The sequence below is a fragment of the Streptomyces sp. NBC_00335 genome (assembly GCF_036127095.1).
GTDB lineage: Bacteria > Actinomycetota > Actinomycetes > Streptomycetales > Streptomycetaceae > Streptomyces.
Genome location: NZ_CP108006.1, coordinates 6,268,057 through 6,290,075, shown reverse-complemented (window position 1 = coordinate 6,290,075; position 22,019 = coordinate 6,268,057). Strand labels below are relative to the sequence as shown.

At 72.3% G+C, this 22,019-nt stretch carries 23 protein-coding genes and 1 riboswitch; of the genes, 13 read left to right on the top strand and 10 right to left on the bottom strand.

Annotation, left to right across the window (positions count from 1 at the left end; genetic code table 11):
• Positions 1 to 211 precede the first annotated feature (211 nt).
• The 5 genes from OHA37_RS28560 (at position 212) to OHA37_RS28540 (ending at position 4,397) form a co-directional block, all read left to right on the top strand.
• Positions 212 to 709 (top strand): SAV_6107 family HEPN domain-containing protein, encoded by a 498-nt coding sequence (locus OHA37_RS28560; protein ID WP_266909424.1) that lies wholly within the window; start codon positions 212 to 214, stop codon positions 707 to 709.
• Between the two features lie 71 nt (positions 710 to 780).
• Positions 781 to 1,539: a methyltransferase gene (locus tag OHA37_RS28555; protein WP_266909423.1), complete on the top strand. Its 759-nt coding sequence runs from the start codon at positions 781 to 783 to the stop codon at positions 1,537 to 1,539.
• Between the two features lie 285 nt (positions 1,540 to 1,824).
• On the top strand, positions 1,825 to 2,226 hold the full coding sequence (locus tag OHA37_RS28550) for a DUF3040 domain-containing protein (protein WP_266909422.1): 402 nt from the start codon (positions 1,825 to 1,827) through the stop codon (positions 2,224 to 2,226).
• A 95-nt stretch (positions 2,227 to 2,321) separates the two neighbouring features.
• Positions 2,322 to 2,915 carry a DUF4126 domain-containing protein gene (locus OHA37_RS28545; RefSeq protein WP_266909421.1) on the top strand — a complete coding sequence of 198 codons (594 nt, stop codon included), beginning with the start codon at positions 2,322 to 2,324 and terminating at the stop codon, positions 2,913 to 2,915.
• Between the two features lie 81 nt (positions 2,916 to 2,996).
• Complete coding sequence (locus OHA37_RS28540) at positions 2,997 to 4,397, top strand: phytoene desaturase family protein (RefSeq protein WP_266909420.1); 1,401 nt, start codon at positions 2,997 to 2,999, stop codon at positions 4,395 to 4,397.
• Between the two features lie 24 nt (positions 4,398 to 4,421).
• Here the strand turns inward: OHA37_RS28540 and OHA37_RS28535 are convergent, their stop codons facing one another.
• From OHA37_RS28535 to OHA37_RS28515, 5 genes are all read right to left on the bottom strand, one after another.
• Positions 4,422 to 5,333, bottom strand: coding sequence for a hypothetical protein (locus OHA37_RS28535; protein ID WP_266909419.1), 912 nt, complete (start codon positions 5,331 to 5,333; stop codon positions 4,422 to 4,424).
• Between the two features lie 50 nt (positions 5,334 to 5,383).
• Positions 5,384 to 6,298, bottom strand: a complete 915-nt coding sequence (metF, locus tag OHA37_RS28530; RefSeq protein ID WP_266909418.1) for a methylenetetrahydrofolate reductase [NAD(P)H] — start codon at positions 6,296 to 6,298, stop codon at positions 5,384 to 5,386.
• A 113-nt stretch (positions 6,299 to 6,411) separates the two neighbouring features.
• Positions 6,412 to 7,062, bottom strand: coding sequence for a thiamine phosphate synthase (gene thiE / locus OHA37_RS28525; protein ID WP_266909417.1), 651 nt, complete (start codon positions 7,060 to 7,062; stop codon positions 6,412 to 6,414).
• 90 nt (positions 7,063 to 7,152) lie between these two features.
• Positions 7,153 to 7,518 carry an Rv2175c family DNA-binding protein gene (locus tag OHA37_RS28520; protein WP_266909416.1) on the bottom strand — a complete coding sequence of 122 codons (366 nt, stop codon included), beginning with the start codon at positions 7,516 to 7,518 and terminating at the stop codon, positions 7,153 to 7,155.
• A 413-nt stretch (positions 7,519 to 7,931) separates the two neighbouring features.
• On the bottom strand, positions 7,932 to 9,179 hold the full coding sequence (locus OHA37_RS28515; RefSeq protein ID WP_266909415.1) for an NAD(P)/FAD-dependent oxidoreductase: 1,248 nt from the start codon (positions 9,177 to 9,179) through the stop codon (positions 7,932 to 7,934).
• Positions 9,180 to 9,315: 136 nt separating this feature from the next.
• Positions 9,316 to 9,428, top strand: a riboswitch (TPP riboswitch).
• On the opposite strand from OHA37_RS28515, the gene thiO reads away from it, so the two are divergent.
• The 6 genes from thiO to OHA37_RS28485 all read left to right on the top strand — a co-directional run bounded on the left by thiO (position 9,426) and on the right by OHA37_RS28485 (position 15,323).
• The gene (thiO, locus tag OHA37_RS28510; RefSeq protein WP_266909414.1) at positions 9,426 to 10,649 is read left to right on the top strand and encodes a glycine oxidase ThiO; all 1,224 of its coding nucleotides are present in this window, start codon (positions 9,426 to 9,428) and stop codon (positions 10,647 to 10,649) included. (Overlaps the previous riboswitch by 3 nt.)
• Positions 10,646 to 10,846, top strand: a complete 201-nt coding sequence (thiS, locus tag OHA37_RS28505) for a sulfur carrier protein ThiS (RefSeq protein WP_266909413.1) — start codon at positions 10,646 to 10,648, stop codon at positions 10,844 to 10,846. Before thiO ends, thiS begins: the two co-directional genes overlap by 4 nt.
• A gap of 5 nt (positions 10,847 to 10,851) precedes the next feature.
• Positions 10,852 to 11,646, top strand: coding sequence for a thiazole synthase (locus OHA37_RS28500; protein WP_266909412.1), 795 nt, complete (start codon positions 10,852 to 10,854; stop codon positions 11,644 to 11,646).
• A 229-nt stretch (positions 11,647 to 11,875) separates the two neighbouring features.
• Complete coding sequence (gene pknB / locus OHA37_RS28495) at positions 11,876 to 13,831, top strand: Stk1 family PASTA domain-containing Ser/Thr kinase (protein ID WP_266909411.1); 1,956 nt, start codon at positions 11,876 to 11,878, stop codon at positions 13,829 to 13,831.
• A gap of 9 nt (positions 13,832 to 13,840) precedes the next feature.
• Positions 13,841 to 14,716, top strand: a complete 876-nt coding sequence (locus OHA37_RS28490; protein WP_266909410.1) for a deoxyribonuclease IV — start codon at positions 13,841 to 13,843, stop codon at positions 14,714 to 14,716.
• A gap of 88 nt (positions 14,717 to 14,804) precedes the next feature.
• A complete protein-coding gene (locus OHA37_RS28485; RefSeq protein ID WP_266909409.1) occupies positions 14,805 to 15,323 on the top strand; it encodes a DUF4396 domain-containing protein in 519 nt (172 codons plus the stop codon).
• A 33-nt stretch (positions 15,324 to 15,356) separates the two neighbouring features.
• Here OHA37_RS28485 and OHA37_RS28480 read toward each other — a convergent pair whose 3' ends face one another.
• Positions 15,357 to 15,989 carry a sulfite oxidase-like oxidoreductase gene (locus OHA37_RS28480; protein WP_266909408.1) on the bottom strand — a complete coding sequence of 211 codons (633 nt, stop codon included), beginning with the start codon at positions 15,987 to 15,989 and terminating at the stop codon, positions 15,357 to 15,359.
• Between the two features lie 176 nt (positions 15,990 to 16,165).
• Between OHA37_RS28480 and bfr the strand changes: the two genes are divergently transcribed.
• Positions 16,166 to 16,642, top strand: coding sequence for a bacterioferritin (gene bfr / locus OHA37_RS28475; RefSeq protein ID WP_112446344.1), 477 nt, complete (start codon positions 16,166 to 16,168; stop codon positions 16,640 to 16,642).
• 21 nt (positions 16,643 to 16,663) lie between these two features.
• Here the strand turns inward: bfr and OHA37_RS28470 are convergent, their stop codons facing one another.
• Together OHA37_RS28470 and OHA37_RS28465 are read right to left on the bottom strand one after the other, a co-directional pair.
• On the bottom strand, positions 16,664 to 16,930 hold the full coding sequence (locus tag OHA37_RS28470) for a (2Fe-2S)-binding protein (protein ID WP_266877117.1): 267 nt from the start codon (positions 16,928 to 16,930) through the stop codon (positions 16,664 to 16,666).
• Positions 16,931 to 17,075: 145 nt separating this feature from the next.
• Positions 17,076 to 18,440, bottom strand: coding sequence for a class II 3-deoxy-7-phosphoheptulonate synthase (locus tag OHA37_RS28465; protein WP_389433937.1), 1,365 nt, complete (start codon positions 18,438 to 18,440; stop codon positions 17,076 to 17,078).
• A 286-nt stretch (positions 18,441 to 18,726) separates the two neighbouring features.
• Here OHA37_RS28465 and OHA37_RS28460 point away from each other — a divergent pair, with 286 nt between their 5' ends.
• Positions 18,727 to 20,631 carry an anthranilate synthase family protein gene (locus OHA37_RS28460; protein WP_266909406.1) on the top strand — a complete coding sequence of 635 codons (1,905 nt, stop codon included), beginning with the start codon at positions 18,727 to 18,729 and terminating at the stop codon, positions 20,629 to 20,631.
• Here OHA37_RS28460 and OHA37_RS28455 read toward each other — a convergent pair.
• Positions 20,628 to 20,915 (bottom strand): hypothetical protein, encoded by a 288-nt coding sequence (locus tag OHA37_RS28455; RefSeq protein ID WP_266909405.1) that lies wholly within the window; start codon positions 20,913 to 20,915, stop codon positions 20,628 to 20,630. The two genes, OHA37_RS28460 and OHA37_RS28455, sit on opposite strands and share 4 nt — an antisense overlap.
• 30 nt (positions 20,916 to 20,945) lie before the next feature.
• Positions 20,946 to 21,938 carry a 2-hydroxyacid dehydrogenase gene (locus OHA37_RS28450; protein WP_266909404.1) on the bottom strand — a complete coding sequence of 331 codons (993 nt, stop codon included), beginning with the start codon at positions 21,936 to 21,938 and terminating at the stop codon, positions 20,946 to 20,948.
• Positions 21,939 to 22,019: the final 81 nt, after the last annotated feature.

Here is a 22,019-nt window from a genome sequence, read left to right as displayed (position 1 = left end):
CTGACCAGTCAGTTCAAAAACTAGCATCCCTGGCCGCATCCGCTGCGCAGAGGGCGGCAGTTGCCCGCCCGCTATCTCGGGACCGGGGGCGAAACCGCAGGTCAGCGCGATTGTCAGTGGGTGCCGTCACGATGGGGACACACAAGAACAGCTCGACCCGTAGGAGCTCCACCAGGCAGTGCGAAGCGCACGCGACGACAGGAGGTTCGTCATGGCCACACCGTCCCCGTCCCCTGTCCACCCCGTCCCCCGGAAGTCGGCGGCACCCCCCGCCGCCCTCGACCTGCTCGCCAAGGCCCACGAGGGCCTGGCCGAAGCCGCCCGGCTGACCCGGCCTCACGAGCGGTACGCCACCGCCCATCTCGCCGCGCTGCGCACCGCGGCGGCCGTGCTCGCCGCGCGCGGGCGGCCCGAGCCGGTGCACCCGCGGCGCAGGCCTCGGATCCGCAGCGCGTGGGAGGTGCTCCCGGAGATAGCGCCCGAACTGACCGAGTGGAGCGCGCTCTTCGCCTCCGGCGCGGCCCGCCGGGCGCGGGCGGAGGCCGGCATAGTGGGCGCGGCCACCGGCCGGGACGCGGACGATCTGGTGCGTGCCGTCGCGATGTTCCTGCGCCTGGTGGAGCGGATGCTCGCGCTCCGCCCGCCGGCGCAGGCCGGCCCGACCCAGAGCCTGCCGCCGCCTCGGGCGGAGCGTCCGGACGCGGGATGACCTGCCCGGCAGCCCGAGGCCATAGGGTGGGCAGAGACCGCTCACCCAATGCGCCCGAGGAGCCATCAGCCGTGTCGGACACTTCCCGCCCCCGCGCCTCCCTCCGCACCGCCGTGGTGTGGGAGGTCCTCAAGGAGGCGCTCGACCGCCGGGTGAAGGCGACCGGGCGGGACGTGCTGGACGTGCTCGACACGGGTGGTGGTACCGGCAAGTTCGCCGTGCCGGTGGCCCACCTCGGCCACCGGGTCACCGTGGTCGACCCGAGCCCCAACGCGCTGTTCGGGCTGGAGCGCCGGGTCGCCGAAGCCGGCGTGGCCGATCTGGTCCGCGGGGTGCAGGGCGATGCCCAGGGTCTGCTCGATGTCGTCGAGCGCGATTCCTACGACGTGGTCGTCTGCCACGGCGTGCTGGAGTACGTGGACGACCCGGCCGAGGGCGTGGCCAACGCCGTGGCCGCCCTGCGCCCCGGCGGCATCCTCAGCCTGCTCGGCGCCGGACTCGGCGGGGCCGTTCTGGCCCGCGCCCTGGCCGGGCACTTCACGGAGGCCCGTACGGCCCTGACCGACCCGGCCGGCCGCTGGGGCTCGGGCGATCCCGTACCGCGCCGCTTCACCGCCGAGCAGCTTTCGGCCCTGGTTTCCGAGGCCGGTCTGGCCGTGGGCGCGGTGCACGGGGTCCGGATCTTCGCCGACCTCGTCCCGGGCGTTCTGGTCGACACCGAGCCGGGCGCCGTCGAAGCCCTGATGCGCCTGGAAGAGGCCGCCGCCGAGCTCCCCGCCTTCCACGCGGTCGCCACGCAGCTGCACGTGCTCGGCGAGAAGCCCGCCTGATCTGCGGAGCAGAGGGGAACGCGGTGCGCCACTCACCCTCCGAACCGGCGTCGTGACCCGTATGATCGGGGTCAGCGACCGGCATGCCGAGCGGACCTCTGGGGAATAACGCCCTCAGTGGGCCGTTCAAGACGGCGCTGAGCATTCCCCAAGCGGTACTTTTTACGGGCAGTGTTTTTTTAGAACGTGGCGTAGAGGGCGGGTATCACGGGGGCGATTCCCCGCCTATCCTGAAGGGGACCCCTGGTCGCTACCCCCCGCGACCGACGGATGAGGAGGACTCCCGTGCCGCTCTCGGAGCACGAGCAGCGAATGCTCGAGCAGATGGAGCGAGCGCTGTACGCCGAAGATCCCAAATTCGCTACAGCGCTTGAGGGAAGCGGACTGCGCACGTACACCCGGCGACGGGTCTACCAGGCAGTCGCAGGCATTGTGGTGGGTATCGCGCTCCTCATGACCGGTGTGATCGTGCCGAACGTACTGTGGATCAGCGTGGTGGGATTCCTCGTCATGCTGGGCTGTACGGTGCTCGTGGTCACCGGTTGGCGCAAGGCACCCAAGCCTGGTGAGCAGCCCGCCTCCGGTAGTGCAGGCGGTTCGCCCCAAGGGCAGAACCGGCAGCGTCGGTCGATGATGACCCGGATCGAGGAACGGTGGCAGCGCCGCCGTGACGAACAGGGGCAGTAGGCCCCACGACAGACTCGGGTGAGGGGACGGCCGCCGGAAGGCGGCCGTCCCCTCACTGCTGTGCCGGATCACGGCTTCTGGGACATGATGATCAGATGAGTGTGCTCCCCCTGGTCTTCACCAGCGGCTGGGCCAGTGGGATCAACGCCTACGCCGTGGTCCTGCTGCTCGGCATCTTCGGCAGGACCGGCCTGACCGACGAGGTCCCCGCGTCCCTGCAACGGACCGACGTGCTGATCGTGGCGGGAACCCTCTTCCTGTGCGAGGCCGTCGCCGACAAGATCCCGTACGTGGACTCCCTCTGGGACACCGTCCACACGGTGATCCGCCCGGTGTCCGGAGCGGTGGTCGGCGCGCTGCTGGCCGGGCAGAGCGGCTCGCTCTCCGACATCACCGCCGGCGCGGTCGGCGGCTCCACCGCTCTGGCCAGCCATTTCGTCAAGGCCGGCACGCGCATGGCGATCAACACCTCGCCCGAGCCGTTCAGCAACGTCGCCATGAGCACCGCCGAGGACCTCGGCGTGGGCGGCATCGTCACCTTCGCGATGTTCAATCCGGAGGCCGCCGCGATCATCTGCGCCGTCCTGCTGATCATCGGGCTCGCCCTGCTGATCTACCTCTGGGCCAAGATCCGCCGCTTCCTGCGCCGCCGGGCCCAGCGCCGCGAGGAGAAGAGACTCGCCGCCTAGGGGCGGCCTTTCGGATCAGGCCCGGCCTGATCCGAAAGGCCGCCCCTCAGGTCGCCCGGGTCGCTCGATAGGCTCAGCGGCATGGCACGAATTGCGGTGATCGGCGCCGGGATGGGCGCGATGGCGACGGCGGCACGGCTGGCCGTGGCCGGACATCAGGTGACGGTGTACGAGCGCGGGGAGACCTACGGCGGAGCCGTCGGCCGGTACGCCCGTGACGGCTTCGTCTTCGACACCGGCCCCGGGCTGGTGCACCTGCCCGCCGTCTACCGCGATCTGTTCGTCAAGACCGGCAAGCGCCCCCTGGAGGAGTGCGCGGAGCTGGTCCAGATCGACCCCGCCGTCCGCTACGTGCTCCCGGACGGCCGTACCCTCACCTTCCCCGGCGGCTCGCACGGCGGCGCCGCCGCAGCCGTCGACGCGGCCTTCGGGCCCGGCTCCGGGGACCGCTGGAGCGCGGTCCTGGGCCGCGCCCGGGACGCCTGGGACGCCACCCGCCGGCCGCTCCTGGAGGAGCCGCTGCGCCCGGACCGCTCCGCGCTGGGCCGCGATCCGTACCCCGCGCTGCGCGGGAGCGGACTGCTGCGCCGCCGGCCGCCGACCCTGGCCGAGGTCGCCTCCCGCGAGCTCGGCGGCGACGGCTTCGACGCGTTGCTCACCGCGCGCGTCCGGGCGTACGGGCTCGATCCGGCGACGGCGCCCGCCTCGGCGGCGGTGCTGCCCTACATGGAGCAGACCTTCGGCAGCTGGTACGTGCGCGGCGGGATCCGGGAGCTGGCCACCGCCGTGTACGAGCGTTGCCTGGAGCGGAAGGTCGCCTTCGAGTTCGGCGCGGCGGTGCGGGAGGTCCTCGTGCGGGACGGCCGGGCGGCCGGGCTGCGCCTGGCCGACGGCGCCGAGGTGGCGGCCGACCACGTGGTCTGCGCGGCCGACCCCCGGCCGGTGAAGATGCCGGCCGCCCTGGACGCCGCGCCCGCCCCTACGGAACCCGCGCAGTGGTACACGCTGTTCGCCGCGCTGCGCGGAGCCCGCGAGGACGGGGCCGCACACCGCACGCTGGTCGGCCCCGTCACCGTGCTGCGCCCCGACGACCCCGCCACCCGGCCGGACGCCGAGCACGAGGCGGTCACCGTGCACGCCGTGGTGACGGCGGGAGCTGCGGCCGCTCCGTCCGCCGAGGACCTGCTGACGGCGGCCGCCCGCGTCGTCCCCGGGCTGCGGGAGCGGCTGCTGTGGCACGAGCTGCGCACCCCGGCCGATGTCCACTCGGCCACGGGCTCGGTGGACGGCCGGGTGCCCGCGCCGTCGCTGGCCGGCGCCGGGGGCCGGATGCTGCACCCCGCGAACGCCACCGGCGTCCCCGGTCTCTACCTGGCCGGCGGCTGGGCGCACCCGGGCGGCGGACTGGCGCACGCCGGGATGACGGGGGCCCTGGTGGCCGGGCTGATCGTGGAGGGCGCGGACTTCCGCGGCTCACGGTAGGCCGGAGGTGGAGGCGCAGGCGGGCTAGTACCGGTACTGCTCGTACTCGCCGGTGCCCTGGTACGGATACGGGTACGGCTGCTGCTGCGGCTCCTCCGCCGGGTAGGGCTGGTTCGCGTCGCGCTGCTGCGGGACCCAGACGCCGCCGGGCGGGGTGTCCATGGAGTACTGCTCCTGCTGCCCGGTCGCGTACGGGTCCGGGGCGTAGGGGTCCGGGGCGTAGCCGCCGTACGGGGCCGGGTAGCCGTAGGGCTGCTGGGGGGCGACGGCTCCGCCGGTGCCGATGTACGGGTCCGAGTAGGCGGCGTAGACCTGCTGCTCGCCGGGGGCCGGATAGCCGGTGGTGTAGTCGTAGCCGCCCTGGGTCTGCGGGTCGTAGTACGCCGCGTACTGGTGGGCGTCCTGCTCGGGCGCGCTGAACGGGGCGGCGAAGGCGGCGCTCTCGCCGGGGGCTCCGTACGGAGCGGCCGCGCCGGCGGCCGGCTGCGCGGGGTAGTACCCCTGGACCTGTTCGCGGACGGGCCCCGCGGTGAACACGCCGGACTCCTCGTCGGAGTCCTCGTCCCCGGCTGAGTCGGGCCCGTACTCCAGGGCCGTCACCTCCAGGGCCGGCTCCGGGCGCGGTGCGCCGCCGGACCGGCGGCGCCGGCTCTGCGCCAGCTCGGGCTCGGGGGCGGCCTTGCCCCTGCGCAGCGCCCAGCCGGACACGAAGCCCTTGCGGAAGGAGAGGGTCACCAGCGTCTGGCCCACCGCGAACGCGACGGCGCCGGCCCCGATGACGAGCACGGACGGCAGCACGACACCGGCGACCACGCCGACGAACCCGGCGAAGGCGAGCAGGCGCCAGCGCAGCCGGGCCTTGTACTGCATCAGGACCTCGGCAAGCAGCCACAGCGCGACGAAACCGAACGCGATGTAGAGGACCGTCATTCCCATGCGGGGCCCCTCTCGGTGCGGCCGCCCGCGCGGGGAACGGGGCCGGCCGGTCAGGCCCGCTGGTGCAGGCCCAAGTTCTCGTAGATCTCCAGCGTCGCCGTGGAATTGTTCAGCGTGATGAAGTGCAGCCCCGGGACACCCTCGGACAGCAGCCGCGCGCAGAACTCCGTGGCGAACTCGATGCCAATGGAGCGTACAGCGGCCGCGTCGTCCTTGACCGCGAGCATGCGCTCTTTCACGGCCGCGGGGAAGATTGCGTTGCTGAGTTGCGGGAGCCGGTCGAGCTGCTTGATGTTCACAACAGGCATGACCTCGGGGATGATCGGGGTGTCGCAGCCCGCCTTCTCGACGCTGTCGCGCATCCGGAGATAGTGATCCGGATCGAAGAACATTTGAGTGATCGCATAGTCGGCGCCCGCGCGGCACTTGTCCACGAAGTGCCGGATGTCCGTGTCCCAGTCCGTGGAGCGCGGGTGCATCTCGGGGAAGGCCGCGACGCCGACGCAGAAGTCGCCGGACTCCTTGACCAGCCGGACCAGGTCGGCCGCGTAGTGCACGCCCTCGGGGTGCGGCACCCACTCGCCCATGGGGTTGCCCGGCGGGTCTCCGCGCACGACGAGCATGTTGCGGATGCCCGCGTCGGCGAACTGCCCGATGACGTTGCGCAGCTCGGCGATCGAGTGGTCGACGGCGGTGAGGTGCGCGACCGGGGTCAGGGTGGTGTCCGCGGCGATCTGCTCGGTGGCCCGGACGGTGCCGCCACGGGTGGAGCCGCCGGCCCCGTAGGTGACGGAGACGAAGCTCGGGGCTACCGCCTCGACCCGGCGCAGCGCGTTCCAGAGGTTGCGCTCGCCCTTCTCCGTCTTGGGAGCCCAGAACTCGAAGGAGTACGAGCGCCCGGACGCGATGAGGTCGCGGACCGTGTGTGCACGGTCCGACCAGGTGGAAGAGGTACCAAGGGCCATACCGGGAGGTTAGACGCGGTCCGGTGTCCATCGAAGCGTTGTCCACGGATTGGACGCGGAAATGAGACGCCGGGTCTGGGGCGGTGCGGTCGGCCGGGGCCGTTCCGGACCGGCTAGCCGAGCCGGGCGCGGACCCGCTTGGCGAGGTCAGCGGCGGCGGCGCCGGGGTCGGAGGCCTCAGTGAGGGCCCGTACGACCACGACGCGGGAGGCGCCGGCGTCCAGCACTTCGTCCAGGTTCCCCGCGTCGATCCCGCCGATGGCGAACCACGGCCGGTCCTGGGCGAGGGAGGCCGCGTGCCGGACGAGGCCGAGTCCGGGGGCGAACCGGCCGGGCTTGGTGGGGGTCGGCCAGCAGGGGCCGGTGCAGAAGTAGTCCACGCCGGGCTCGGCGACGGCCGCGTCGACCTCATCCTCCGAGTGGCAGGAGCGTCCGACGAGGACCTCCCGGCCCAGGATGGCGCGGGCGGCGGGCACCGGGATGTCGCCCTGCCCGAGGTGGAGCACGTCCGAGCCGATGGCGTGCGCGACGTCGGCCCGGTCGTTCACGGCGAGCAGCTTGCCGTGCCGGCGGGCCGCTTCGGCGAAGACCTGGAGGTGCTCCAGTTCCTCTCCCGCCTCCATGCCCTTGTCGCGGAGCTGGACGATGTCCACCCCTCCGGCGAGGACGGCGTCCAGGAACGCGGGGAGGTCGCCCTGCCGCTTGCGGGCATCCGTGCACAGGTAGAGCCGGGCATCGGACAGCTGGGCGGCGATGGCGGACATGGGTACCCCCGGGTGGTGTGTCGTACGTACGTACGCGGTGTGCGGGCCCCCGGCCGGGGGCCCGCACACCGCGTACGAAGCGGAGTCAGGTCAGATGGCGAGCGCCTGAGCGCGGCGCTTCACCTCCGTGCCGCGATTCTCCCTCAGCGCCTGCACGGGGGTGCCGGGCAGGGTCTCGTCGGCGGTGAAGAGCCACTCCAGGATCTCCGCGTCGGTGAAGCGGTCGTCGCGGAGCACGGTCAGCAGGCCGACCAGCCCCTTGACGATCTTGTCTCCGTCGATGAAGGCCGCGGGGACCTGGAGGGAGCGGTTCTCGCCGCGGCGCACCGCGAGCAGCTGCCCTTCCTTGACCAGCTGGCGAACCTTGGTCACTTCGATGTCGAGCATCTCCGCGATGTCGGGGAGGTACAGCCAGGCGGGAACAAGGGCATCGATCTTTGCGTCAATCTCGGTCACGAGCACAAGCCTGCCATCTCGGACTGACTGCCGGTACCCGAGCGACCCCGTCCGGGGCGGGGGCCCCTTGGCCGGGGCCGGAAACAGGGCCGGAAACAGGACCCCGAACCGGGACCCGCCCTCAACCCGAGCCGACCCCGAGCCGACCCCGGGCCGGGGCCGAGGCCGGTCCCGGGACGGGCCCGGGCGCAGCCCGGCGGCGCGGACCCGGGGGCGGAGTCCGAGGGTCCGGGGCGAAGCCCCGGCACGGGTCCGGGCAGAGCCCGGGGAACGGGCGAAGGGCGGGGAGGGGACTTCGCCCGCAGGGCCGGGATCGGGGCCCGGCCCCGACCGGCCCCGACCGGGGCGGGGCGCGCCGGGGCTGGTGGCACCGGCGGGGGCCGGGCCCGACTCGGCCGGGACCGGGCCGGCGGTCAGGCCAGGAGCGCCGACTTCAGTGCGGTCGCCGGGTCCGCGACCTTCGCCGGGTCGACCAAGGCGCCCGACTCGATGAGGCGGCGCCCCTGGGCCAGGTCGCGCGGGCGGCCCACCGCGAGGAGCGCGACCAGCCGGCCTTCCCGCAGCCAGCACACCGACCAGGTGTCGGCCTCCGGGTCGCCGCGCCACAGCGGTGCGTCCGCGTCGGCGTGGTGGCCGGCGTACTGCACGAAGCGACCGAACTGCTCCGACCAGAAGTACGGGACCGGGTCGTAGACCTGCTCCCCCGAACCTCCGGCCAGGATGTCCGCCGCCACCACCCGCGGGCCCTGGAGGGCGTTGTCCCAGTGGTGCACCAGCAGCCGGGATCCGTAGCGGGCCGACGGGAAGGAGGCGCAGTCCCCCACGGCGTACACCCCGGGCACCGAGGTGCGCAGCCACTCGTCGGCGGTGACCGCTCCGTCCGGGCCGAGCTCCACGCCGGATCCGGCCAGCCATCCGGTGGCCGGCCGGGCGCCGATGCCCACCACCACCGCCTCGGCCGGCAGCTCCCGCCCGTCGGCCAGCAGGACCCGGCCCGGCTCCACGGAAGCCACCCGCGCGTCCGTCAGCAGCTCGGCGCCCGCCCGGGCGTACCAGCGGCCCATCGGCTCGGCGACCTCCGCCGGCAGCGCGCCCGCCAGCACCCGGCCGGCCGCCTCGACCACCGTCACCGCGCAGCCCGCCTCGCGGGCGGCGGTGGCGAACTCCGCGCCGATCCAGCCGGCCCCGACCACCACCACCGCCGAGCCGGCCGCCAGGACGGGCCGCAGCCGGGCCGCGTCGTCCAGGGTGCGCAGCAGGTGCACCCCGGGGACGCCCTCCGCGCCGGGCAGGGTCAGCGGGAGGGCGCCGGTGGCCAGCACGAGGTACTCGTACGGGACCGGTCCCGCCTCGGTGTCCACCTCCCGGTCGGCGGCCCGCAGTCCGGTGACCTCGACCCCCAGCCGGAGTTCGATGCCGAGCTCCTCGAAGTCCACGTCGAAGGCCGAGTCCTCGGCCTTGCCGAGGAGCACCGCCTTGGACAGCGGGGGCCGGTCGTAGGGCTGGTGGGGTTCGGCTCCCAGCAGGGTGACGGGGCCGGTCCAGCCCTGTTCCCGGAGGGCGACCGCGGTCTGGACCCCGGCCATCCCCGCGCCGACGATCACCACGCCGCGCCGAGTGTCTTGCTCCTGCTGCGTCTGCTGTTGCGTCTGCTCGCTCACGCGTCCCAGCCTAATCAACTGACGGTCCGTCAGGAATAGCGGGCGGGAACCTGCTGGGGACCGGGCGGCGGCCGGGCGGCGGCCGGCACCGGGGAGGCAGCCTTACCGGCCGTCGGCCTCGGCGTTACTCTGGCACCGAACCTATCGCGGGAGTCCGGGCGCACCGGGCTGAGAGGGAGGCTGGCCGGCCTCCGACCGTACGAACCTGATCCGGGTCATGCCGGCGAAGGGAGGGGCTGGACGCCCATGCATTCATATCGGAAGGGCCGGAGTCCCGGCCACGACGTCCTCGTCATCGGGGGCGGCATCATCGGCCTGGTCACCGCCTGGCGGGCGGCCCGGCGCGGGCTGCGCACCGCGCTGGCCGATCCGGCCCCCGGCGGCGGGGCCGCCCAGGTCGCGGCCGGCATGCTGGCCGCCGTCACCGAGCTGCACTACGGCGAGGAGACCCTGCTCGGGCTCAACCTCGCCTCCGCCGCCCGCTACCCCGAATTCGCCGCCGAGCTCGCCGAAGCCAGCGGCGGCATGGACATCGGCTACCGCGCCTGCGGCACCCTCGCCGTCGCCCTCGACGCCGACGACCGGCTGCACCTGCGCGAACTGCACGCCCTCCAGCGCCGCTGCGGCCTGGAGTCCGAGTGGCTGACCGGCCGCGAGTGCCGCCGCCTGGAACCGATGCTGGCCCCCGGCGTACGCGGCGGCCTGCGCGTGGACGGCGACCACCAGGTCGATCCCCGCCGCCTCGCCGCCGCCCTGCTGGCCGCCTGCGAACGGGCCGGGGTCGCCCTGCACCGCGCGGGGGCGGCGCGGCTGCTGACCACCGCCGACCGGGCCTGCGGCGCGGTCCTCGACGACGCCGACGGTACGGAGCTGCGCGCCGACCAGGTGGTGCTGGCGGCGGGCTCGCTCAGCGGCCGGCTGGACGGCGTACCGCCCGAGGCCGTGGCCCCCGTACGGCCCGTGAAGGGGCAGGTGCTGCGGCTCGCGGTGCCCCCGTCGTACGCGCCGTTCCTGTCGCGGACCGTACGGGCCGTCGTGCGCGGCAGCCACGTCTACCTGGTGCCGCGCGAGAACGGCGAGCTCGTCCTCGGCGCCACCAGCGAGGAACTCGGCTGGGACACCACCGTCACCGCGGGCGGGGTCTACGAACTCCTGCGCGACGCCCACGAGCTGGTGCCCGGGATCACCGAACTCCCCCTGGTGGAGACCCGGGCCGGGCTGCGGCCCGGATCACCGGACAACGCCCCCCTCCTCGGTCCTACCGAACTCCCGGGGCTGCACCTGGCCACCGGGCACTACCGCAACGGGGTCCTGCTGACCCCGCTGACCGGGGACGTGATGGCGGACCTGCTGACCACCGGCGAACTGCCGGAGATCGCCCGCCCCTTCACCCCGCGCCGCTTCGCCCTCACGTCCACGCCCTTGTCCACGTCCACGCCCACCCTCACGCGACAGGAGTCGTTCGCATGACCATCTCCGTCAACGGCGAGCCGCACGAGATCGCGGACGGGACCATGCTCGCCACGGTGGTCGCCACCCTCACCGAGGCCACCAAGGGGGTCGCGGCCGCCCTCAACGAGACCGTGGTGCCGCGCGGCCAGTGGCCCTACACCTGCGTGAGCGACGGCGACCGCGTCGAGGTCCTCACCGCGGTCCAGGGAGGCTGAGCAGCATGGCGGACGACCTCTTCACCCTGGGCGGCCGGACCTTCTCCTCGCGCCTGATCATGGGCACCGGCGGGGCGCCGAGCCTGGACATCCTGGAACGGGCGCTGGTCGCGTCCGGCACGGAACTCACCACCGTCGCGATGCGGCGCCTCGACCCGACGGTCCAGGGATCGGTCCTCTCCGTCCTGAACCGCCTGGGCATCGCGGTCCTCCCCAACACCGCGGGCTGCTTCACGGCGGGCGAGGCCGTGCTCACGGCCCGGCTGGCCCGGGAGGCCCTCGGCACGGGCTGGATCAAGCTGGAGGTCGTCGCGGACGAGCGGACCCTCCTGCCGGACGGGGTCGAGCTGCTCGACGCGGCGGAGATCCTGGTCGACGAGGGCTTCACGGTCCTCCCCTATACGAACGACGACCCGGTGCTGGCCCGGAAGCTGGAGGACGTGGGCTGCGCGGCGATCATGCCGCTCGGCTCCCCCATCGGCTCCGGCATGGGCATCCGCAACCCGCACAACTTCGAGCTGATCACCGAGCGGGCCGGGGTCCCGGTCATCCTGGACGCGGGGGCCGGAACGGCCTCGGACGTGGCCCTGGCCATGGAACTGGGCTGCGCGGCGGTCATGCTCGCCTCGGCGGTGACCCGGGCGCAGCTTCCCGTCCTGATGGCCGCGGCCATGCGGGACGCGGTGTCGGCGGGCCGCCTGGCCCACCGCGCGGGCCGCATCCCCCAACGCCGCTTCGCGGAAGCCTCCTCCCCGGTGGAGGGCCGCGCCGCCCTCGACCCGGAACGCCCGGCGTTCTGAGCCGCGACCGCTGCGCGGGGCAATGTCCCCTACCCGCCCTTCCACCGTTCCCCGGGGGCTCCGCCCCGGACCCCCGAGCCTCAAACGCCGGCGAAAATCCGGCCCCTCCGGCGTTTGAGGAGCGGGGGTCCGGGGGCAGCGCCCCCGGCAACGGCGCCGCACGTCACAGGTGAGCTGCAACCGCCCGGGCCCGGGGCGGGGCCCCACCCGGCCCTCGTAGAATCGCCGGGTGGACACGACCCTGGATGACCCCCTCGTCGGGCAGACGCTCGACGGCCGCTACCGCGTGGACGCCCGCATCGCGGCCGGCGGCATGGCCACGGTCTACCGGGCCGTCGACACCCGCCTGGACCGCGTCCTCGCCCTGAAGGTGATGCACCCGGCCCTCGCTGCCGACCCCGGCTTCGTCGACCGGTTCATCCGTGAGGCGAAGTCCGTGGCCCGCCTGGCGCACCCCAACGTCGTGGCCGTCTTCGACCAGGGCACGCACGGCCCGTACACGTACCTCGCCATGGAGTACGTCTCCGGCTGCACCCTGCGCGACGTGCTCCGCGAGCGCGGCGCGCTCCAGCCCCGCGCGGCCCTCGACATCCTCGAACCGGTGCTCGCCGCCCTCGGCGCCGCGCACCGCGCCGGCTTCGTGCACCGGGACATGAAGCCCGAGAACGTACTGATCGGCGACGACGGCCGGGTCAAGGTGGCCGACTTCGGGCTGGTCCGGTCCGTGGACTCCGTGACCAATACGACCGGATCCGTCCTCGGCACCATCTCCTACCTCGCCCCCGAGCAGATCGAGAACGGCGTCACCGACACCCGCGTGGACGTCTACGCCTGCGGCGTCGTCTTCTACGAGATGCTCGCCGGCTCCAAGCCGCACACCGGCGCCAACCCCGCCCAGGTGCTCTACCAGCACCTCAACGAGGACGTCCCGCCCCCGTCGGCCGCCGTCCCCGGGCTGCCCGCCGCGCTGGACGAGCTCGTCGCCCAGGCCACGGCGCGCAACCCCGATCTGCGCCCCTACGACGCCGCCGCCCTCCTCGGGCTGGCCATGGACGCCCGCGCCCAGCTCGGCGACGCCGAGCTGGATGCCGTACCGCCGCAGGCCCGGGCCGCGGAGCGGACCGCCGCCGAGGACCGCACCAGCGTGATCCCCCGCCGGGTGACCTCGCAGGCCGTGCACGCCTCGCAGGCCGTACACGCGTCGCAGGCCGTACACGCGTCGCACGCCGAGCCCGTGTCCCACACTTCCCGGCTCGCGGCCCCGCCCCTGCCCCCGGCGTCGACCGCTTCCCGGATCCGCCGTCCGGGCGTGCTGCTCGCCTTGCTCGGCGTCCTGCTCTGCCTCGGCCTCGGCACGGGGGTCTGGTACATCAGCTCCGGACAGTTCACGAAGGTCCCCAACCTGCTCGGGAAGACCGAGGCGGAGGCCAAGTCCCAGCTGTCGGCGGCCGGGCTCGGGGTGAAGCGGGTCGACCGGAAGTTCAGTGCGGCCTTCGACAAGGGGACCGTGATGACCACGGACCCCGCCGGCGGCAAGCGCATCCGCGGCAACGGCGCGGTGGCGCTCACCATCTCGCGCGGTCCCGAGGTCGTCATGGTTCCCGACCTCAAGGGCAAGCCGCTGGAGGCCGCGAAGGCCGAGCTGAAGTCGGCCGGCCTGACGCCGGGCACCGTCACCCAGGCCTTCAGCCAGGACATCGCTCAGGGCTCGGTGATCAGCACGGACCCGACGGGCGGCCAGAAGCGGGCCCTCGACACCCTGGTCGCCATGGTCGTCAGCAAGGGCCGCCCGGTGCCGGTCCCCCGCGTCACGGGCATCTCCCTGGACCAGGCCCGTTCCACCCTGGAGGGCCTCGGCCTGAAGGTGGAGACGGCTCCGGAGGAGGTCAACTCCCCCTCCCCCGCCGGTACGGTCGCCAACCAGTCGATCGGCGCCGGCACCCAGGCCGCCGCGGGCGACACCGTCACCCTCACCGTGTCCAAGGGCCCCCGCCAGATCCCGGTCCCGGACGTCACCGGCCAGGAGGCCGACGCGGCCCGCGCGACCCTGGAGGGGCTGGGCTTCAAGGTCAAGGTCGACAAGCCCTTCCTCTCCTTCAGCAACACCATCGACTCCCAGTCGGTCCCCGCGGGCCAGAACGCCGCCGAGGGCAGCACGATCACCATCAGGACCAAGGGGCTGTAACAGCACGCCATGAACAACAATTCAACGGGCCGCAATCCAGTCGGCGGGCACGTGCCCGTCGCGGGCGGGCTCGCCTCGGTCGGGCTGTCGTACGCCCGCGAGATGGGTGCCGAGGCCGTCCAGGTCTTCGTCGCCAATCCGCGCGGCTGGGCCACCCCGGTCGGCAATCCGGCGCAGGACGAGCTGTTCCGCGAGGCCTGCGCGACGGAAGGGATCCCGGCGTACGTCCACGCGCCGTACCTGATCAACTTCGGCTCGCACACCGAGGCCACCGTCGAGAAGTCCGTGGAATCGCTGCGGCACTCGCTGCGCCGGGCCCGGGCGATCGGCGCGCTCGGGGTGGTCGTGCACACCGGCTCGGCGACCGGCGGGCGGCCTCGCGAGGCGGCGTACGCGCAGATCAGGGAGCACATGCTGCCGCTGCTGGACGAGCTGACCCATGACGACGACCCCTTCCTGCTGCTGGAGTCCACGGCCGGGCAGGGTTCCTCGCTGTGCTCGACCGCCGAGGAGTTCGGCCCGTACTTCGACGCCCTGGACCGCCATCCGATGCTCGGGATCTGCCTCGACACCTGCCACATCTTCGCGGCCGGGCACGATCTGGCGGAGCCGGGCGGGACGAAGCAGACCCTGGACCTGCTGGTGGACACGGTGGGCGAGGGCCGGCTGAAGCTGGTGCACGCCAACGACTCCAAGGAGGGCGTCGGCGCCCACAAGGACCGGCACGAGAACATCGGGCAGGGCCACATCGGCCGGGACGCCTTCGCGGAACTGTTCACGCATCCGGCGATGGAGGGCGTGCCCCTGATCACCGAGACGCCGGGTGGCAAGGAAGGGCACGCGACGGACGTGGCGCTGCTGAAGGAGCTGCGCGAGCTCGGCTGACCCGTTGAGGAATACCCCAGGGGGGTATACGGTTCTGTCATATCGACCGACAGAGCCGCTATCCGGCGTTCCTCGCCAGGGGGTTGTCATGGAACACGCGCACGAGCAGCACGCGGGGCACGAACACCACGAGCACGGTCACAACCACGGCCACAGCGCCGGCGGCGGAAAGGTCACCTGGGCCGCCGCGGCGCGGGCCACGCTCCACTGCCTCACCGGGTGCGCCATCGGCGAGGTGCTCGGCATGGTCATCGGCACCGCGCTCGGCTGGGGGAACGCCCCGACGATGATCCTGGCGATCACCCTCGCGTTCTTCTTCGGCTACGCGCTCACCCTGCGCGGGATCCGCTCCGCCGGCCTGGACTTCCGTACGGCCGTCCGGGTGGCGTTGGCGGCGGACACCCTTTCGATCGCCGTCATGGAAGTGATCGACAACGGGGTGATCCTGCTCTGGCCCGGAGCCATGGACGCGATGCTGTCGGACGCGCTGTTCTGGACGGCGCTCGCCATCGCCTTCGCGGTGGCCTTCGTCGTCACGACGCCGGTCAACAAGTGGATGATCGGCCGCGGCAAGGGTCACGCCGTGGTCCACCGGTACCACCACTGACCCACCGAACCGATGAGCTACAGCGCTACGGCGCTACAGCTCGGGGCCGTCCCCCGGCTCCTCCTGGTACGAGTAGCGCTGCTCCCGCCAGGGGTCGCCGATGTTGTGGTAGCCGCGCTCCTCCCAGAAGCCGCGGCGGTCGGCGGTCATGTACTCGATGCCGCGGACCCACTTGGGGCCCTTCCACGCGTAGAGGTGCGGCACGACCAGCCGGAGCGGGAAACCGTGCTCCGCGGTGAGCAGTTCACCGCCCTGATGGGTGGCGAAGACGGTCCGCTCGGAGGCGAAGTCCGCGAGGCGCATGTTGGAGCTGAAGCCGTACTCGGCCCACACCATCACGTGCGTGACCTGCGGGGACGGCGGAGCGAGGGCGAGGACCGTGCGGGCGAGCACGCCGCCCCATTCGGCACCGGTCATGCTGAACTTCGTCACGCAGTGCAGGTCCGCCTCGACGGAGTCGAACGGCAGGGCCGCGAACTCCTCGTGGTTCCAGCAGCGCTTCTCACCGTCGGCCGTAGCGCCGAAGACGCGGAACTCCCAGCGCTCGGGCTTGAACTTGGGTACCGGTCCGTAGTGGGTGACCGGCCAGCCTCGCTGCAACCGCTGCCCCGGGGGAAGCTCCAGTTGCTCTGATCCCGGAGATTCCCGGCTTTCCGGCTGACCCATGTCTCCATGGTGACAGACTTGGCGGGGTGGTCATGACCAGCTTCGCCCGGATTCGGGCAAGTCACGGCAACTCCCACTAAGGAGGCACTTACTGGACGGCCTCCGGCGGCGGTGCAAGGATGCGCGCACCTGCCCCGTCACATTGCTGTGACATTGCTTTGGAAGGAGCCTCTGCGATGCAGGGCGACCCCGAGGTCCTTGAATTCCTTAACGAGCAGCTGACCGGCGAGCTCACGGCGATCAACCAGTACTGGCTCCACTACCGGATCCAGGACAACAAGGGTTGGACCAAGCTCGCCAAGTACACCCGCGAAGAGTCCATCGATGAGATGAAGCACGCGGACAAGATCACCGAGCGCATCCTCATGCTCGACGGTCTGCCGAACTACCAGCGCCTCTTCCACGTCCGCGTGGGCCAGACGCTGACGGAGATGTTCCAGGCCGACCGGCAGGTCGAGGTCGAGGCGATCGACCGCCTCAAGCGCGGTATCGAGGTCATGCGCGGCAAGGGCGACGTCACCTCGGCGCGGCTCTTCGAGGAGATCCTGGAGGACGAGGAGCACCACATCGACTACCTCGACACCCAGCTGGAGCTCATCGAGTCCATCGGCGAGGCGCTCTACATCGCGCAGCTCATCGAGCAGCCGAGCTAGTCCCAGTCCCTGCGGGGCGTCCTACGCTGCTTCGGCGAGCTCCGCGCCCGCGGGTACCAGCGGGTCCGCGGCGAGCACGGCGGCGGCGTCGCCCTTCTCCAGCAGTTCACGGCGCGGGCAGGCCCCGCGGCCGAGGAGGCCCTGGATGGTCCGCACGCACGACCCGCAGTCGGTGCCGGCCTTGGTGGCCGAGGCGATCTGGCGGGGGGTGCAGGCCCCGGCGGCCGCGTGGTCCTTGACCTGCTTGTCGGTGATCCCGAAACAAGAGCAGACGTACACGCGGTTCACCTCCCTGGCAGGAATGGTTCGGCGGGCCATCCCCTATTCGGTGAGGCTTACCTAACCATACCCAAACTTAGGGTTCCCTAAAAGAGCCGGGAACGACGATGGGGCGCGGATCACATTGGATCCGCGCCCCATCGTCACGAGGTGGTTACTGGTCGCGGTACATCTCGGCGACCAGGAACGCCAGGTCCAGGGACTGGCTGCGGTTCAGGCGCGGGTCGCAGGCCGTCTCGTAGCGCTGGTGCAGGTCGTCGACGAAGATCTCGTCGCCGCCGCCCACGCACTCGGTGACGTCGTCACCGGTGAGCTCGACGTGGATGCCGCCCGGGTGCGTACCGAGGCCCTTGTGGACCTCGAAGAAGCCCTTGACCTCGTCGAGCACGTCGTCGAAGCGGCGCGTCTTGTGGCCGGAGGCCGCCTCGAAGGTGTTGCCGTGCATCGGGTCGGTGACCCAGGCGACGGTCGCACCGGAAGCGGTGACCTTCTCGACGAGCTCGGGGAGCTTGTCGCGGACCTTGTCGGCGCCCATGCGGACGACGAAGGTCAGCCGGCCCGGCTCGCGGTCGGGGTCGAGGCGGTCGATGTAGGTGAGCGCCTCGTCCACCGTGGTGGTGGGGCCGAGCTTGATGCCGATCGGGTTGGCGATCTGCGAGCAGAACTCGATGTGCGCGTGGTCGAGCTGGCGGGTGCGCTCACCGATCCAGACCATGTGGCCCGAGGTGTCGTACAGCCGGCCGGTGCGGGAGTCCGTACGGGTGAGGGCTCCCTCGTAGTCGAGGAGCAGCGCCTCGTGGGAGGCGTAGAACTCGACGGCCTTGAACTCGGCCGGGTCGGTGCCGCAGGCCTTCATGAAGTTCAGCGCGTTGTCGATCTCCCGCGCGAGCTGCTCGTAGCGCTGCCCGGACGGGGAGTTCTTCACGAAGTCCTGGTTCCAGGCGTGCACCTGGCGCAGGTCGGCGTAACCGCCGGTGGTGAAGGCGCGCACCAGGTTCAGCGTGGAGGCCGACGCGTGGTACATGCGCTTGAGGCGCTCGGGGTCCGGGACACGGGACTCCTCGGTGAAGGCGAAGCCGTTCACGGAGTCGCCGCGGTACGTCGGCAGGGTGATGCCGTCGCGGGTCTCGGTGTCCTTGGAGCGGGGCTTGGAGTACTGGCCCGCGATGCGGCCGACCTTGACGACCGGCACGGAGGCCGCGTACGTCAGGACGGCACTCATCTGGAGCAGCGTCTTCAGCTTGGCGCGGATGTGGTCGGCGGAGACGGCATCGAAGGCCTCGGCGCAGTCGCCACCCTGCAGCAGGAACGCCTCGCCCTTGGCGACGGCTCCCAGGCGGGCGCGCAGCTGGTCGCATTCGCCCGCGAAAACGAGGGGGGGATACGACTCGAGGTCCGCGACGACAGCGCGCAGGGCCTCGGCATCGGGGTACGAAGGCTGCTGCGCCGCGGGAAGGTCTCGCCAGGTCGCCTTGGAGGCGGGGGCTTGGGTTTCTGCGTTCACGGTCACCCCACACACATTACGTCGTCACACCGCGCGTCCCGATCGTCGACCACTACGTGAGACGGATGTCTCTCCCTGTGTTACTGACCCGTTTACCAGCCCTCGCCGGACCGGTGGGCTAGGGTTCAGGGCATGTACGCGCACTCGAACCAGAACTGGTGGTGGCCCGCTCCCGGCGGCCCACTTCTCGCGCGTACCTGAACACGAGCGAACCGAAGGCCGCCCCGAGGGGCGGCCTTCCGTGTTTCATCGGGAACACCGGGCCGTCCCACCCTCCGAAACCGGATAGGACGCCCACTCCATGCACGCGCACTCGCACTCGCACACGCTCCTGAGCCGCCTGCTCGACGACACCTGCCCGCCCTTCGCGCTGCTGCGCCGCCGCACGCCCGGCCGCGACCACGACATCGTCGAGGTGCTGATCGGCCCGGTCCACGAGGCCGCGCTCCTGGCGGACCTGCCCGTCGGCGAGCGGCCCGCCCTCGCCCTCGTCCCCTTCCGGCAGATGCGGGAGCGCGGGTTCGACGTGCGCGACGACGGCACGCCGCTGAGCGTGCTGGTCGCCGAGGAGACGTACGAGATCCCGCTCGCCGAGGCGCTGGCCGCGCTGCCGGCCCACGAGGTGCGCGTCGAGGACGGCGGCTTCGACGTCCCCGACGAGGAGTACGCGGACACCGTCCGGCGGGTCATCCAGGACGAGATCGGCCGGGGCGAGGGCGCGAACTTCGTCATCCGGCGCACCTACCAGGGCCGGATCGAGGGCTTCGGCCGCTCCGACGCCCTGGCCCTGTTCCGGCGGCTGCTGGAGGGCGAGCGGGGCGCGTACTGGACGTACGTGGTCCACACCGGGGACCGCACCCTCGTCGGGGCCAGCCCCGAGGTGCACGTGCGGATGTCCGGGGGCACGGTCGTGATGAACCCGATCAGCGGTACGTACCGCCATCCGGCCGGGGGGCCGACCGCCGACTCCCTCCTCGCCTTCCTCGGCGACCGCAAGGAGACCGAGGAGCTGTCCATGGTGGTGGACGAGGAGCTCAAGATGATGTGCACGGTCGGGGACATGGGCGGGGTCGTCGTCGGTCCCCGGCTCAAGGAGATGGCGCACCTGGCGCACACCGAGTACGAGCTGCGCGGCCGCTCCTCGCTGGACGTCCGCGAGGTCCTGAAGGAGACGATGTTCGCGGCGACGGTGACCGGATCGCCGGTGCAGAACGCCTGCCGGGTCATCGAGCGGTACGAGACGGGCGGCCGCGTCTACTACGCGGGCGCGCTGGCCCTGCTGGGCCTCGACGCCTCGGGCGCCCAGACCCTCGATTCACCCATCCTCATCCGCACGGCGGACATCGCGCCGGACGGCGCACTGCGGGTGCCCGTCGGGGCCACCCTCGTACGGCACTCCGACCCGGCGGGCGAGGTGGCGGAGACGCACGCGAAGGCGGCCGGGGTGCTGGCGGCGCTGGGCGTGCGCCCGGCGGCGGTCCGGCCCTCCTTCGGCGGGCCGCGGCTGGCCGACGACCCCCGGGTGCAGGCGGCCCTGGCGGCGCGCCGCGAGGACCTGGCGCCGTTCTGGCTGCGGATGCAGGAGCGGCCGGCGCAGGTGACGGGCCACGCGCTGGTGGTGGACGGGGAGGACACCTTCACCTCGATGCTCGGACACGTGCTGCGGGTGGCCGGGCTGGAGGTGACGGTACGCCGCTACGACGACCCGGGGCTGCGGGCGGCCGCCCTGGCCTGGGACGGGCCGATCGTGCTCGGCCCCGGCCCGGGCGACCCGGCGGACTTCGGCGATCCGAAGATCCGGACGATGCGCGAGCTGACGGCGGAGCTCATGGCCTCGCACCGCGGCGGGCTGCTCGGGGTCTGCCTCAGCCACCAGCTGCTCGCCGCCGAGCTGGGGCTCCCGCTGGTCCGCAAGGCGGAGCCGGCGCAGGGGGCGCAGACGCGGATCCCGCTGTTCGGGGCCGAGGAGGTCGTCGGCTTCTACAACACCTACGCGGCGCACTGCTCCGCGGAGCGGGAGCGGTCCCTGGCCCTGCGCGGCATCGAGGTCTCCCGGGACCCCGCCACCGGCGAGGTCCACGCGCTGCGCTCCGCGGCGGGAGGCTTCGCGGGCGTGCAGTTCCACCCGGAGTCGGTCCTGACCCTCCGCGGGGCGGACCTGGTCCGCGATCTGATCGCCGGGGTCCGCACCCCGGCCGAGGCCTAGCCGGCCGCCTTCCGCTCCGCCCCGGCGGAGCGGAAGGAGCGGACCGTGCTCCAGATGAGGACGGGGCCCAGCAGGAGCAGCGCGTAGAACGCCGCCTCCCCCTCGCCCAGCGCGAAGGCGACGGTGGGCGGGATCGACAGCACGTGGTCGGCGAAGGTCAGCCACGGGTCGGTCCGGGCGCCGGGTTCGGCCCGCAGGGCGCGCGGCAGTGCCCGGACGGCGGAGAGGAACAGGAAGGCCGCGAGGGCCAGCAGGATCCAGAAGAAGACGGGAGGTATGGACACGCGGCCGAATCTAGCGGTACGAGGGGCGCGTCAAGATGGCGAGAGGGTGTTCTCCGAGCGGCGGCCCGCCAAGTAGTCCGCGACGTTGGCGACGGTGGTGTCGATGATCTGGCCCACCGCGTCGTGGGTGTAGTACGCCTGGTGGGAGGTGACGACCACGTTCGGGAAGGTGATCAGCCGGGCCAGGGTGTCGTCCTCGACGACCACCAGGGACTTGTCCAGGAAGAAGAGCCCGGCCTCCGCCTCGTACACGTCGAGGCCCACCCCCGCGAACCGCCCGGACCGCAGCTCCGTGACCAGCGCGTCCGTGTTCACCAGGCCGCCGCGGCTGGAGTTCACCAGGATCGCGTCGTCCTTCATCATCTTCAGCGCCTCGGCCCCGATGATGTGGTGCGTGGACTCCAGCAGCGGAACGTGCAGGCTGATCAGGTCCGAGGAGGCGAACAGCTCGTCCTTGTCCACGTACTTCATGCCCAGCTCCACGCACGCCGGGTTCTGCGCCACGTCCCAGCCCAGCAGGTTCATGCCGAACCCGTGCGCGATCCGGGTGAAGGCCTCGCCGATCTTGCCGGTGCCCAGCACGCCGACCGTGCGGCCGCGCATGTCGCGGCCCATCAGGCCGTTCAGCCGGAAGTCGAAGTCCCGCGTCCGGTTCGAGGCGCGGACGATCCGCCGGTTGACCGCCATGGCCAGGGTCCAGGCGAATTCGGCCACCGAGTACGGGGAGTAGTACGACACCCGGCTGACCGTCAGGCCGAGCTGCCGCGCGACGTCCAGGTCGATGTTGTTGAAGCCGGTGGAGCGCTGGGCGATCATCTTCGTCCCGCCCGCCGCCAGGGTCCGCAGCACCCGGCCGCTCAGGTCGGCGTTGACGCTCGACGACACGATCTCGTACCCGGCCGCGATGGGGGCGGTGTCCTCGCTCAGGAAGACGTCCAGGCAGCGCACCTCGTGCTGTCCCGCGAAGGCCTTCTCCAAGAGCGGCTTCTCGTCCGCCGTCACCCCGAATGCCAGGATTTCCACGTTCGCTCCCGTACTGCGCGAAGAATCGGACCATGGGTCGTTTGTCACCTTACGACCCATGGTCCCGACCCGCCCTGCGGC

What these genes read in the sequence shown, in the direction of transcription:
- OHA37_RS28560 (WP_266909424.1), top strand. Translation starts at nt 212, where the DNA reads ATGGCCACACCGTCCCCGTCCCCTGTCCACCCCGTCCCCCGGAAGTCG.
- OHA37_RS28545 (WP_266909421.1), top strand. Translation starts at nt 2,322, where the DNA reads ATGAGTGTGCTCCCCCTGGTCTTCACCAGCGGCTGGGCCAGTGGGATC.
- OHA37_RS28540 (WP_266909420.1), top strand. Translation starts at nt 2,997, where the DNA reads ATGGCACGAATTGCGGTGATCGGCGCCGGGATGGGCGCGATGGCGACG.
- OHA37_RS28535 (WP_266909419.1), bottom strand. Translation starts at nt 5,333, where the DNA reads ATGGGAATGACGGTCCTCTACATCGCGTTCGGTTTCGTCGCGCTGTGG.
- metF (WP_266909418.1), bottom strand. Translation starts at nt 6,298, where the DNA reads ATGGCCCTTGGTACCTCTTCCACCTGGTCGGACCGTGCACACACGGTC.
- thiE (WP_266909417.1), bottom strand. Translation starts at nt 7,062, where the DNA reads ATGTCCGCCATCGCCGCCCAGCTGTCCGATGCCCGGCTCTACCTGTGC.
- thiO (WP_266909414.1), top strand. Translation starts at nt 9,426, where the DNA reads ATGCATTCATATCGGAAGGGCCGGAGTCCCGGCCACGACGTCCTCGTC.
- thiS (WP_266909413.1), top strand. Translation starts at nt 10,646, where the DNA reads ATGACCATCTCCGTCAACGGCGAGCCGCACGAGATCGCGGACGGGACC.
- OHA37_RS28500 (WP_266909412.1), top strand. Translation starts at nt 10,852, where the DNA reads ATGGCGGACGACCTCTTCACCCTGGGCGGCCGGACCTTCTCCTCGCGC.
- OHA37_RS28490 (WP_266909410.1), top strand. Translation starts at nt 13,841, where the DNA reads ATGAACAACAATTCAACGGGCCGCAATCCAGTCGGCGGGCACGTGCCC.
- OHA37_RS28485 (WP_266909409.1), top strand. Translation starts at nt 14,805, where the DNA reads ATGGAACACGCGCACGAGCAGCACGCGGGGCACGAACACCACGAGCAC.
- OHA37_RS28480 (WP_266909408.1), bottom strand. Translation starts at nt 15,989, where the DNA reads ATGGGTCAGCCGGAAAGCCGGGAATCTCCGGGATCAGAGCAACTGGAG.
- bfr (WP_112446344.1), top strand. Translation starts at nt 16,166, where the DNA reads ATGCAGGGCGACCCCGAGGTCCTTGAATTCCTTAACGAGCAGCTGACC.
- OHA37_RS28460 (WP_266909406.1), top strand. Translation starts at nt 18,727, where the DNA reads ATGCACGCGCACTCGCACTCGCACACGCTCCTGAGCCGCCTGCTCGAC.